The sequence below is a fragment of the Pseudomonas asiatica genome (assembly GCF_040214835.1).
Taxonomy (GTDB): Bacteria; Pseudomonadota; Gammaproteobacteria; order Pseudomonadales; family Pseudomonadaceae; genus Aquipseudomonas; species Aquipseudomonas putida_Z.
Map to the genome: position 1 here is coordinate 2,355,804 of NZ_CP157874.1, position 12,239 is coordinate 2,368,042.

At 61.4% G+C, this 12,239-nt stretch carries 10 protein-coding genes; 9 read left to right on the top strand and 1 reads right to left on the bottom strand.

Annotated elements, in window-relative coordinates; translation table 11 throughout:
- Positions 1–6: 6 nt before the first annotated feature.
- On the bottom strand, positions 7–924 hold the full coding sequence (locus ABNP31_RS10565) for a LysR family transcriptional regulator (RefSeq protein WP_025339602.1): 918 nt from the start codon (positions 922–924) through the stop codon (positions 7–9).
- 120 nt (positions 925–1,044) lie between these two features.
- Between ABNP31_RS10565 and ABNP31_RS10570 the strand changes: the two genes are divergently transcribed.
- From ABNP31_RS10570 to ABNP31_RS10610, 9 genes are all read left to right on the top strand, one after another.
- Entirely contained in the window at positions 1,045–1,803 is a 759-nt protein-coding gene (locus ABNP31_RS10570; protein ID WP_085663330.1) for a 5-oxoprolinase subunit PxpA, read from the top strand.
- 90 nt (positions 1,804–1,893) lie between these two features.
- Positions 1,894–2,781, top strand: a complete 888-nt coding sequence (locus ABNP31_RS10575) for a 5-oxoprolinase subunit B family protein (RefSeq protein WP_085663331.1) — start codon at positions 1,894–1,896, stop codon at positions 2,779–2,781.
- Complete coding sequence (locus ABNP31_RS10580; RefSeq protein WP_075045569.1) at positions 2,778–3,749, top strand: biotin-dependent carboxyltransferase family protein; 972 nt, start codon at positions 2,778–2,780, stop codon at positions 3,747–3,749. The genes ABNP31_RS10575 and ABNP31_RS10580 overlap by 4 nt, the downstream gene beginning before the upstream one ends.
- A 232-nt stretch (positions 3,750–3,981) precedes the next feature.
- Positions 3,982–4,854, top strand: a complete 873-nt coding sequence (icmH, locus tag ABNP31_RS10585) for a type IVB secretion system protein IcmH/DotU (RefSeq protein WP_350013291.1) — start codon at positions 3,982–3,984, stop codon at positions 4,852–4,854.
- A gap of 13 nt (positions 4,855–4,867) precedes the next feature.
- Positions 4,868–6,946, top strand: coding sequence for a type VI secretion system Vgr family protein (locus tag ABNP31_RS10590; protein WP_350013292.1), 2,079 nt, complete (start codon positions 4,868–4,870; stop codon positions 6,944–6,946).
- Complete coding sequence (locus ABNP31_RS10595; protein ID WP_350013293.1) at positions 6,946–7,869, top strand: hypothetical protein; 924 nt, start codon at positions 6,946–6,948, stop codon at positions 7,867–7,869. The genes ABNP31_RS10590 and ABNP31_RS10595 overlap by 1 nt, the downstream gene beginning before the upstream one ends.
- A complete protein-coding gene (locus ABNP31_RS10600) occupies positions 7,866–11,084 on the top strand; it encodes a T6SS effector BTH_I2691 family protein (RefSeq protein ID WP_350013294.1) in 3,219 nt (1,072 codons plus the stop codon). Before ABNP31_RS10595 ends, ABNP31_RS10600 begins: the two co-directional genes overlap by 4 nt.
- Entirely contained in the window at positions 11,081–11,893 is an 813-nt protein-coding gene (locus ABNP31_RS10605) for a DUF6708 domain-containing protein (RefSeq protein ID WP_256578928.1), read from the top strand. The genes ABNP31_RS10600 and ABNP31_RS10605 overlap by 4 nt, the downstream gene beginning before the upstream one ends.
- Positions 11,890–12,147, top strand: a complete 258-nt coding sequence (locus ABNP31_RS10610) for a PAAR domain-containing protein (RefSeq protein WP_085663336.1) — start codon at positions 11,890–11,892, stop codon at positions 12,145–12,147. The genes ABNP31_RS10605 and ABNP31_RS10610 overlap by 4 nt, the downstream gene beginning before the upstream one ends.
- Positions 12,148–12,239 lie beyond the last annotated feature (92 nt).

Sequence of the window (12,239 nt, forward strand, 5' to 3'; positions counted from 1 at the left end):
GAACGGTCAGCGCCGTGCCGACAACTGCTGCGGTGCCAAAAAAGCATCATGGAAGTAATTGCGCACAGCCTGCATCGCCGGGCTGAACGCCCGTTCCCGGTGCCAGGCTAACCCGACGCTCATCGGTGTCACCGGGTCGCTGATGGTCACCGTCTCGATTCGCTTGCCCTCCAGCGACCAGGGCCGGTGCACCAGGTCCGACAGGATCGCCACACCGCTGCCATTGGCGACCATGCTGCGCACGGCCTCCACCGAACTGGTCCGCACCCGCACTTGCGGCCGCTGCCCGGCCTGTTCCCAATAGCGCATGGCGCTTTGCTCGGCCTCATCCACGGTCAGCAGGATGAACGGCTCGCAGGCCACATCGGCCAGGCTTACCGCCGAGCGCTCGCACAGCGGATGGTGGCCGGGCAGCCACAGGCGGCGCTCGGAGTTGAACAGGGTTTCCGAGACGATGTCCGGGTGGGTGAGGTTGGCGGTGAGCACCACTGCCATGTCGAAACGCCCCTCCAGCAAGCCTTGTTCGATGGCGCTGCGCTCCTGCTCGTACAGCTCCAGGGTCACGTCCGGGTGCCAGTGCTCCAGCCGCTGCAGGTGATGCGGCAGGAAGTAGCCGATCACCGTATAACTTGCCGCCAGGCGCAGCAGGCCACTGGCGCGCACGTCCGGCAGCGGGCTGTTCAGCGCATCGTCCACGCTGCGCAGGATCACGTAGGCGCGGTTCAGGAAGTGCCGGCCGGCCTCGGTCAGGCTCATGCCCTGGGCCGAGCGCTGGAACAGCAGCACGCCAAGCATCGCCTCCAGCTCCTTGATCGCCGTGGTGACTGCAGACTGGGAAATGTTCAAGTGGATTGCCGCCTGGGAAATCTGGCCGATCTCGGCGGTGGCGACGAAATAGCGGACCTGGCGCAGGGTCAGTGACACAGTAGGCTCCCGGGGTATCTGATTTTCAGAAGACACCCTATCTGTTTATAGATCTTCCCAAGGGGGTGCGGAGAATCTAACGTGGCTTGCATGCAGTCACAAGCGCCAGGAGAGACAGTCATGCAGGTGGTGGATTTCAACTCGGACATGGGTGAGGGCTTTGGCCCGTGGACCATTGGCGACGGCGTCGACAACGAGCTGATGGGCTACATCAGCACGGCCAACATCGCCACCGGCTTCCATGCCGGTGACCCCGGCACCATGCGCCGTACCGTCGAGCGGGCCAAGGCCCTGGGCGTCGCAGTGGGGGCGCACCCTGGGTTCCGTGACCTGGTCGGCTTCGGTCGCCGACACATCAATGCCCCGGCCCAGGAACTGGTCGACGACATGCTCTACCAGCTCGGCGCCCTGCGTGAAATTGCCCGCGCCCAGGGCGTGCGCCTGCAGCACATCAAGCCGCACGGTGCGCTGTACATGCATCTGGCACGTGACGAAGAAGCTGCACGGCTGCTGGTGGAAAACCTGCGGGTGATCGAGCCGGAGCTGCTGCTGTACTGCATGCCGGGTTCGGTGATCTGCCGCATTGCCCAGGAGCTTGGCCAGCCGGTAGTTCGCGAGTTCTACGCCGACCGCGAGTACGACCTGAGCGGGTCGATCGTGTTCACCCGCAACGTGCGGGGCCATGAGCCCGGGGCGGTCGCCGAACGGGTGTTGCGGGCTTGTCAGCAAGGCGTGGTGCGCACGGTCGAGGGGCAGGACCTGGCCATCGAATTCGATTCCATCTGCTTGCACAGTGATACCCCGGGGGCGCTCGACCTGGTCGAGGCCACGCGCCAGGCGCTGGACGCTGCCGGTATCGTGGTGCGCGCGCCACGCTGAATCCGTGGGGCATCCGGCAGGTATACGTCGGAGCCCGTGCAATTTGCTTTCGCCTGCCTTTCTATAAAGATTCCAAGAAAAGGAACAGTCATGGCCGAACCGCTTGCTACAACCCCGATCCGCTACAGCTTTGGCGCTGACGAGCACCTGTTTGCCGAAGTCAGCGAGAGCATGTCGCTGGAGGCTTTTTTCAAGGGCATGGCCGTCACCCGTGCGGTGGAGCGGCTGGCCCTGGATGGCGTGCTGGATGTGTGCCTGGCCAACGCCTCGTTCCAGATCCGCTTCGACCCGGACCGTATCGCGCCGCAGGCACTGCTGGAGGCGGTGCGCGGCGCCGAAGCGCAGGCAGTGGCCGAGCGCTCGTTGCAGACGAGGATCATCGAGATTCCAGTGCTGTACAACGACCCTTGGACCCATGAAACGCTGATGCGTTTTCGTGACCGCCACCAGGACCCGGGCAGCACCGACCTGGAGTATGCCGCGCGGATCAACGGCCTGGCCGATGTCGAGGCGTTCATTGCCGCGCACAGCGGCGCGCCGTGGTTCGTGTCGATGGTCGGGTTCGTTGCCGGCCTGCCGTTCATGTTCCAGATGGTCGAGCGCGAGCGGCAACTGCAGGTGCCCAAGTACCTGCGCCCGCGTACGGACACCCCCAAACTCACCCTTGGCCATGGCGGCTGCTTCGGCTGCATCTATTCGGTGCGCGGGGCAGGCGGCTACCAGATGTTCGGCGTCACCCCGGCGCCGATCTATGACCCGCAGCAGACACTGAACTACCTGAAGGAGCACATGGTGTTCTTCCGCCCGGGAGACATCGTGCAGTTCAAGCCCATCGACCGCCGCACCTACGACCATGCGGTGGCGGATGTCGAAGAAGGCCGCTTCGACCTGCGCATTCGCCCGGTGGAGTTCTCCCTGGACGCGTTCCTCGCCGACCCGGTCGGCTATCCACGGACCCTGCAGGAGGTGCTGGCATGATCAAGGTACTCAAACCCGGGCTGGCTACCTCGGTGCAGGACCTGGGCCGCGAAGGCTACTACCACCTGGGCATCCCGCCGTCCGGCGCCCTCGATCAGTACGCCCTGAGGGCGGCCAACCACCTGGTGGGCAACCCGGCCGGCGCCGCGGGCCTCGAGTGTGCGCTGGTGGGGCCGGAGCTGGAGTTCCAGCAGGATGCCCTGGTGGCGGTTTGTGGTGCGCAGATGCCGGCCTTGCTCGATGGCCGCGAGCAACGCCCGGACACGGCGTTTGCCGTACGTGCCGGGCAGGTGTTGCGTTTCGGCTTCCCTACCGCAGGCGCCCGGGCCTACCTGGCGGTGGCCGGCGGTATTGATGTACCCGAGGTGCTCGGCAGCCGCTCCACCTATGCGTTGGGTGCATTGGGTGGCTTCCATGGGCGCAAGCTGATGGCGGGTGACCTGTTGCCGGTCGGCGTACCCAGCGGCAAGACCCGCGCCGGTGCGAGCCTGCCAATGGCCTTGCGCCAGGCCTTGGGTGGCGAGGTGGTGCTTCGGGTGGTGCCGGGGCTGTATTTTCATCGCCTGACCAAGGCTGCGGCGCAAAGCTTTTTCACCGAAGCCTGGACGGTAGGCTCCGAGGCAGACCGTATCGGCTACCGCTACAAGGGCGGCAGTGCCTTGAGCTTCCAGCCACGGGAGCAGCCGTTCGGGGCCGGCTCGGATCCATCGAACATCGTTGACAGCTGCTACCCGATCGGTTCGATCCAGGTACCCGCGGGGCTGGAGCCGATCATTCTGCACCGTGATGCGGTGTCGGGCGGCGGCTACGCCATGATCGGCACGGTGATCAGCGCTGACCTGGACCTGATCGGGCAGATGCAGCCCAACCAGCAGGCGCGGTTCCTGGAAGTCAGCCTGGAGGACGCACTGGAGGCTCGGCGCTCGTACAAGAAGAAGCTGGGTTGCCTGGCCAGGTTGTTTGGCTGATTGATCGGTTGCGGCGCTGCGCCGCCCACACAAGGGCTGGCGCAGTCGTTGCAGGAGCGGCCTTGTGTCGCAAAGGGGCCGCAGAGCGGCCCCGGAATTCCGGCATTGCAGCGTCCAGACAAGCCAAGAGGCGAAAATTCCTACAGCGTTTTGGGAAGCCCTACGCTCCTCGAAGAATTGATTCCCCGATAGTGTTCATGTCTTCAGCCTACTGGAAGACAAGGACCTCTTCATGCCCGGCCCATCTGCTGTTAGTCCTGGAAAATCTCAGGCCGCCAACGCTGTTCATGACGTAACCGAAAGCAGCCTGCATGCCATGCTCGATGTCCCGGGGGGCACCGATTCACCCTATCCACCCGGTCAGGGCAGGCGCGCAGATCATCAGGGTTATCCGGCCGACCCGGACTTCCGGCTACGCGGCGGCTTCGCCAACCTGATGCTCGACGCGGCCAACCCGCTGTTCGGCCTGGTCATACGCCTGCGTACGCTGGATGACCTGCCCAACATCGAACAGGTGCACAAGGCCCTGCAGACCCAGGTCAGCGCCATCCGCGAGGAAATACAGCAGCACGGTTATTCCGCCGTGCACCTCGAAGTCTACTCCTATGCCTTGTGCCTTTACCTGGACGAGGCCGTGATGAGCCGCCCCTGGGGGAACAATTCGTGCTGGAGCCACGAACCGCTGCTCAGCATCTTTCATGACGAAACCCAGGGCGGCGAGAAGATCTTCGTGTTGCTGGAGCGGTTGATGCAGTCGCCCAAGGAGTTCCAGGATGTGCTGGAGTTCCTGTACTTCTGCTTTTGCCTGGGCCTGAAGGGCAAGTACGCCCTGGACCCGAAGTGCGATGAAATCATCAACGCCCTGATTTCGCGGATGCACAAGGTCATTCGTGAACTGCGCGGCCCCACGCCGGAATTCGTGGGCGACCCGTATACCAACGTGGTCCATCGCCCCCACCGCAGGCTGCGCCGGGAATGGCCCTGGTGGAGCCCGTTGGTGATCTCCGCCATCGCCATGGTCTGCGCCTACTGCTACTACAGCTACCGCCTGAGCTTGATCACCGCCGAGGTGCTGGAATCGCTCAACGGCATCTTGCAGCAGTAGCAGGGGGATCCGCATGCCTAGCCAATCCGACTTGCGTTTCACCTTCCAGCTGCTGGCTGGCCAGATTGACTTCGAAGTGGTTTCGTTCGAACTCGACGAAATGATCAGCTCACCGTTCCAGCTGAAACTGGAACTGATCAGTTTTGAAGACGAGGTCGACTTCGGCCAGTTGCTCGACAAACCAGTGCTGTTCACGATCTGGCGCGGTGAGCGCCCCTTGCGCTATGTGCACGGCCTGGTCAGCAGTTTCAGCCAGGGTGAGACGGGGTTCTATCGCACCCGTTACCGCGCATTGGTCGAGCCCGTGCTGGCCCGTGCCGGCTTGCGTTCGAACTGGCGCATCTTCCAGCAGAAGACCGTGCCGCAGATTCTCGAATTGATGCTCAAGCGCCAGGGCATTGCCCGTTTCGAAATCAAGAGCATGGGCGAGCATCAGGTGCGTGAGTTCTGCGTACAGGCCGGTGAAACGGACCTCGACTTCATCGCCCGCCTGGCGGGTGAAGAGGGCTTCGTCTATCGCTTCGAGCACACGCCTAAACAACACCTGCTGGTCATCACCGACCGACTGCTGGCGCTGGGGCAGATCAGCCGAAGCGCGCTCAAGGCCGACGACGAAGGTGATGACTTCTTCGACGAAGACGACATCGGCCCCGACCAGGTGCTGTACCGCGCCAACAGTGGTGGCGACCAGGCCAGGCCTTGCCTGCGCCGCCTGCGTTACAGCGAACAGGTGCGCACCGCACGGCAGGTGCAGCGGGACTACACCTTCACCAACCCGCAGTACCGGCAGGAACACCGCGCAGGTGACAGTAGCATCACCCATCAGTCCCGGGACTATGAGCGCTTCGACTACCCTGGCCGCTACAAGCGCGATGCGGTCGGTGTGCCTTTCACCGCTACCCGCCTGACGGCCCTGCGCCATGACGCCCGTATTGCCGAAGTCGAGGGCGATGATGTACGCCTGCAACCGGGGCTGAGCTTCACCCTCGTCGAGCACCCGCGCAAAGACCTCAACGCCCATTGGCGTGTGATGCGTGTACATCACGAGGGCAGCCAGTTCACCAGCCTGCAAGAAGAAGCTGCCGGGGCCGAACAAGGGACACGCTACTCGCAGGAAGCCGTGCTGGTGCCCGGCCGGATCGAATGGCGTCCGGCGCCACTGCCCAAGCCACGCATCGACGGCCCGCACATGGCCACGGTCGTCGGGCCGCCCGGGGAAGAGATCTACTGCGACGAGTGGGGCCGGGTCAAGGTGAGCTTCCCCTGGGACCGGGAGAGCGAGAACAACGAGTTCAGCTCCTGCTGGGTGCGCGTGTCGCAAGGCTGGGCCGGTGGTAGCTGGGGTTCGATGGCCATCCCGCGCATCGGCCAGGACGTGATCGTCCAGTACGTCAACGCCGACCCCGACCAGCCGATGATCACCGGGCGTACCTATTGCGGCGACCAGCTGCCGCCGTACGACCTGCCCGAGCACAAGACGCGCATGACCATCAAGAGCCAGACCCACAAGGGCAATGGCTTCAATGAACTGCGCTTCGAGGACGAACTCGGCAAGGAAGAAGTGTTCATCCATGCCCAGCGGGACCAGAACAATGTAGTCGGCAATGACGAGACCACGCGTGTGGGGCGTAATCGTGTCGAGCAGGTCGGTAATGATGAGCACTTGAATATCGGCCATGACTTCCGCCAGGAAACCGGGGGCGACCATACCCAGCTCATTGGGCAAGACTGCCGTGTAGATATCAAGCATGACCTGTTCGAGAAAGTAGGCAACGACCGTAGCGAATCAACAGGGGCCAATCACCAGGCCTTTGTCGGAAAGGACGCCGAGCTTGTCGTCAAAGGTGCGCAAAAGGTCACCGTCGGGCAGGGCATGGAGCAACATACGACGATCTATCAGCTGCGCGCCAGTGAGCGCATCGAGTTCAGAACCGCGGGCGGCAGCATTGTGCTGGACGGGCAGGGCATCACCATCAACGGGCTGAAACTCGACCTGCTGGGGCAAACCAGCGCGGCTGCGTCAGGGGCTGGAAACAGCCAGCCACTCTCGCTTACGCCTGACGCCAGCAAAAAGTGCGAGGCCAAGGTCTGATGCGCACCGATAACCTGGCCAGGCTCATCGAAAGCCATCATGGGGCGCACTTGTACTGCCATGTGCTGATAGATCCGCTTGCGACTGCTCACCATGGCGACCATGCCGTGCTTGCCGCGCTGCGCAATGCCCTGGGTGAGCAGGCATTGACCCGTGTGCACCGGGCCGACCTGGCCCATGCCCCCCAACTGCATCCCGTACTGGTCTGCCTGGCTTCGCCCGGCACGGTCCCCAGTCGCCGTCTGCTGGAACTGACCGCCCGGGCAGCGCAGAGGGCGTTGTTTCAGCAACGGCGTTACCTGTGTGGCTGGCTGTTCAGTGAGGCGCCTTCGGCCGCTGTCGCGTCCCATCTCACGGCCTTGTGTCGGTTGCCCGATTCCAATCGGGAATTTGGCTGCCACCCGGTCTACGAACCCGTCCGTCTGGAGTTGCTTGCGGCGACGTTCGAGCGGCTTGAACAAGGCCCATGGTGGCCGATCAGTGACTGGTTGTTCCTGAGTAGCGGTGGGAGGTTGGCAAGCCTGAAAGGGCAGAGCGGGCAGCGACACCCTTTACCAACCCCTGCGCGGCGAATTCAGGATGACGTGGGGCTGATCGAACGTGTGCTGGCTACCTGGAGAGTGTTGCGAGCGGGTTCGCAGCACATCAATCAGTGTCAGATTCCACCGTTTGCTGCGGTGCGTGCTTCGAACCATGTCGATGATGCACGCAGGTTGGGCCTGAGCGAGATGGAGGACATCGTGGCCTTCGCTCTCCATCACCTGTGCATTCACCCCAGGCTGCATACCGTACCTGCGGTGGGCGAAATGATCGACGCAGCGGCCAGAGGTCAGGCGCCTCTTGCCGCATTGCTCGCCCGCTACTCCGAGGCGCAATGGCGCCAACTGATCGAATGCCTGCCGAAATCCGAGAGTCGCTTATGACCATCAGCCAACGTATTGCCCTCGCGATCGCCGAAGCAGGGCTCCCGCATGACCAGTGCATGTTTTGCGAGCGCCAGGGCCTGCCGATCCTGCCGCTGCGCCGCGCTCTGGTACCGGATACCCGCCCCGAGTGTGTCTCCACCGTGGCGGATAACCGGCATATCACGGCGAAGATCGGCTTGCGCACTTTGCGCATGGGCTACCTGTATGTCCTGCTCGACCAGCAGGTCTGGCATGCCTATGCCGTCAGCGAGCAGGGTCACCTGCGTCGTTTCAATCCCTATGAGCCACCGGACGGCCCGCCTTCGCCGCTGCCCGAAAAATGCGTGAACGCAGATCACGACATTCCTTCGGCCTTTCTCAACATCGATACCAGCAGGTACGCCAGCGCCTGGCTGGCCTTCTCCAGCGATCCTTGGCCGGTGAGCGTGCTGAACGCCTACAAGAGCGGCGCGTCGCCTGCGCATCGCTTCGAGGGCCTGGATCTGAATCAGGCACGCAGCAATCCCGAGCTGCTGGGCATCGCCATGACGCCCGATAAGCTTGGGGTCGACCAGCAGGTGTTCGAGTATGCCCAGCATGGCTGCGCCCCCTTCGAGAGTGCGCATGGCTTCCACAGCCGCTGGTTGCGCCGGTTCGCCCTGCGCGGCTATCTGGTCAATGCGATCAACCGGCACAAGCTGGAAAACGGCGTGCTGGCAGTGGTGCTCGACGACACCGTCGGGCTGATTCAGGAGTACAACCATCAGCGCCTGAACTGGGTACTGAAGCGTCAGGCCTGGCGTGAAGAACCGATGCGGGCCTATCAGCTGCAGACCTCGCAGATCCTGCAGATCATTCGTGCCACGCACAGGGAATGGGCGGCGCAGAAGGTGCCGTCGCTGGAACCGATGACGGGCGATGGGCCGCCGGTGTTCACCGACCCGGCTGTCGAGCGGCAGCTGTTGGTCGAGCGTGCGCAGCAGGAGAGTGACGAGCGGCTTGAAGAGCGCTACCACGAACCGCAGCGGGCCGCGTTCCAGGCTGAATACGAGCAGCAGGAACGCGAGTTTCAGCGTTACATCGACAAGGACGCAAGGGCGTACGTTGCCTTGTTCGATACGCCCATGTTCAAGGTGGCCGAGGCGTACGACTACGACGGTAACGATCGTGAGTCCGGGGTGGCCTACGCCAAGACCATGGCCCTGTGCCTGGGTGGCGGCATTACGGAAGCTGTCGTCCCCCGCCTTGAACCGCATGTTCCCGCTTCCGGCACCAGCGAACTGCTCTGGTTGAAATGGCTAAAGGACCCGGACAGCCCGCCCTACCGCGCCTTGCTGATGCGCGACCAGGCACTGCTGGCCGGGCTGCTGCCCAGTTTCTCCGCCACAGAAGCGATCAACTGGAACGACAGCGACAAGCTCTACGGCATGCTGAGCAAGATCATCGCCAGCGATGACGCCGGCCTGCGCATGCGCAATACCCTCAAGCAGGCCATTGCTGAAACGCAGGGCGCGCTCAATGCGGCCAGTCAGCGGCTGGCGCCATGTCTGTCACCTGGCATTCAGAAGGCCGTGCGGCATCTGAACAGCGCCACGCAGTTTCTCTACAACGGCGTCCACCTGATCGAGCTGGAAGTGAAGATGAAGCTGGGCGAGTACTACGCCTTGCAGAGCGCCCACCTCCGGGAGTTGCAGCACAAGGCCAACGCGTCGATCGCCGAGGCGCGGGACCGGATGCGCCGCAATATCGATGACTTCGAGTTTGGTTCGATGAAGGCCATGCGCAAGGTGCGGCCGATCATCCAGCACGGGCTGATGAGCCTGGCCGTGCTTGACCCGCGGTTCACCAATTCGATGATCAGCGTAACGGTGTGGGTCGAGGGCAAGGCTGAGGAAGTGCATGGGCGGTTGTTCAAGGAGGCCAGCATGGGGGTGACCCAGGCGAGCAGTGCGGCGCAGCTTGCCTTGGTGGATATCTCGGTGGCAGCGGGGACGTTGGAAACCGATGCGCGCAGGTTGTTGCAGGGGATGAAGATCACAACGCAGCAGGCGGCCCGATTGGTTAGAACCGGTTTTTCCGGGTTGCGCGGGATCGCTGGCAGCTGGGAGGTTCTGCTGGCGATAGGCGGGTTGTATCTGCAGCAGGACAGCCTGGGCAGGAATCAGGAAAAGGCGGAAACGGAGATTGGGCCCAAGGCGTTTGAGGCCAAATTGGCGTTGCAAGGATCTCAATTGGGCGTGTTGGGAGGGCAAATCGAGTTGGTTGGGCTCATTTTGAGATCAAGCGCTGGTCCACTGAATTTGGCACGGGCAAAGGGTGTAGCAGCCACAGGGGAGGCCTTGATAAGGCTTGGTGCTTTGGTAAGTGTGGTTGCAGGGGTCTTTGATACGGCTCAAGCAATCAATGCCATGAGGCGCACCGCCGCTGCGGGTGATGATGTAGCGTACTACCAACATCTAACTTCAGCCGTTTTTTATGCTGCTGGAACTATCGCGTTCGGAGTCGCAGTACTCAATCCGTTATTTTTCGGCCCGCTGGGATTGGCGATAGCCCTCACGCTTGCTGCTTATCAACTAAGCAAACGGGCTGAGAAAAATGAATCAACTGATTTGGAACGCTGGGTAAGGCGGTGCTGCTTTGGAAAGGCAGACGAAAAGCCGAGCGTTCATTGGAATTCTCCAGAACATGCGGATATCGCTTTTGCCGAACTCAATGCTGCCACGTTAGGGGTGCAGGCGAAGTTGCACTTTGAGTCGCACTTGGCAACTGATCCAGGTCTTCCGAAAATCGGTGGCTTGATTAGTGTCGAAATAATGAGGGAGCTAAAATTCTTGATCGCTTTGCCTATGTACGACGAGCGGTCTTCGGGATATCACTGGAAATTGATCGTGCATCGTCACGGTGATGGCCATCACCCTGATTACGTTGGCGGGGAAACTATTGCTTCGGGCAATTTCTTTGCAAACTCTGAAGAGCCTCTCTCACCGTCCTCTTCATTTTCCAGCTTTACATCGCCGCGAATACCCGACCACGACCGCAATTATTCAATCAGCGAGAAGCGAAAACCTTACCCTGCGGGGTTCAGTCAGTTAGAAATTTCTGGCTCGATATCGCTCATGGCAACTATAGGAAACCACACGATACTGGCAGCTACGCTGTTGGTGATGTACTGGCCGGATCGGAGCTTGCCAGGTGGGTATATTGAGATTTGTGCCAGGGAGATTAACGAGTGAAGCGTGATGGTAAAGTTCTGTGGGAGCGCGCTTTAGGCTGGAGTCATGACCTTCCCAAGGTAGATGAAGTGCCAAAGTGGCGGGAAGTGTGGGCAAGTGTCAAACCGTCGCCCAACTACCTCGATGATGTTTATCTCGAGTTACCTCGGAGTAGCATTATCCTCCGAGGTGTCATATTTTTAGTTGGGATTCCGGGGTTGATTTTTATTCTGGGATTGACGCTTTGCCTCTACTGGGGTCTTTTGCATGACGGTTGGCAGCGCGATTGGCTAATAAACATATCAATAATTTTTCCTCCGGCAATACTATGGGCTTTGATTCCCTATGTCAGACTTGATCTGGTTACGCCTAGAGATGAGCCAATTCGCTTCAATCGACTCCGCCAAAAGATATACATTTATGAGTTTCGATATGACCGCATCTTCATCTTCAGCGGCAAACACTGGGGCGTCAAACCGGTCGCCTACAACTGGGACGACGTAACCGCCGAAGTCTACCGAGTCTACGCCCCTGGCCACGGTGGGCTGATCGAAAACGTCATGCTGTCCGTCCGCAACCCGGAAACCAACGAAGTCATCGACCGCGTCTTCTTCACCCACGACCTGTACCACGGTGAAGCCTACTGGGCTATCGCCCGGCTATTCATGCAGCAAGGTCCCGAAGCCCTGCCGAAGTTCGTGCACCCACCCCGTGACTGGAACGATGACGATGGCCTGAGCCACATGCATTGCAGGGCTCCCAAGGTTCATTGGCCAGAGGACATGGACCGTGAATCTCGTACCGGGCCATCAGAAGGAGAAGCCCAATGAACCCTGTCGTACTGGTAGGCCATCGACATGTCTGCCCGCTACATGGCACCAACCAGGTAGAAAGCGGCAGTGCCACGTACACCTTCAATGGCAGGGCGGTTGCCAGGGTGGGGGATCGGACCACGTGCGGCGCCGTGATCGAGAGTGGGGCTGAGCATTTCCTGGTCGAGGGCGCGGCCGTGGCGCGTAAAGGTGACCGGACGGATCACGGTGGTGTGCTGGAGGAGGGTGATGCTGGGTGGATGCTGGATTGATCAAATACCTCTTGTACAAGATCGGGCCCGCAGATCTCTGTGCGGCTTTGGCAGTGAACACCAGCGCAGCCGGATGGGTTTGCTATCTCGGT

Bases quoted from the DNA above. Each gene is read 5' to 3' on its own strand.
- ABNP31_RS10570 (WP_085663330.1), top strand. From the start codon at position 1,045: ATGCAGGTGGTGGATTTCAACTCGGACATGGGTGAGGGCTTTGGCCCG.
- ABNP31_RS10575 (WP_085663331.1), top strand. From the start codon at position 1,894: ATGGCCGAACCGCTTGCTACAACCCCGATCCGCTACAGCTTTGGCGCT.
- ABNP31_RS10580 (WP_075045569.1), top strand. From the start codon at position 2,778: ATGATCAAGGTACTCAAACCCGGGCTGGCTACCTCGGTGCAGGACCTG.
- icmH (WP_350013291.1), top strand. From the start codon at position 3,982: ATGCCCGGCCCATCTGCTGTTAGTCCTGGAAAATCTCAGGCCGCCAAC.
- ABNP31_RS10590 (WP_350013292.1), top strand. From the start codon at position 4,868: ATGCCTAGCCAATCCGACTTGCGTTTCACCTTCCAGCTGCTGGCTGGC.
- ABNP31_RS10595 (WP_350013293.1), top strand. From the start codon at position 6,946: ATGCGCACCGATAACCTGGCCAGGCTCATCGAAAGCCATCATGGGGCG.
- ABNP31_RS10600 (WP_350013294.1), top strand. From the start codon at position 7,866: ATGACCATCAGCCAACGTATTGCCCTCGCGATCGCCGAAGCAGGGCTC.
- ABNP31_RS10610 (WP_085663336.1), top strand. From the start codon at position 11,890: ATGAACCCTGTCGTACTGGTAGGCCATCGACATGTCTGCCCGCTACAT.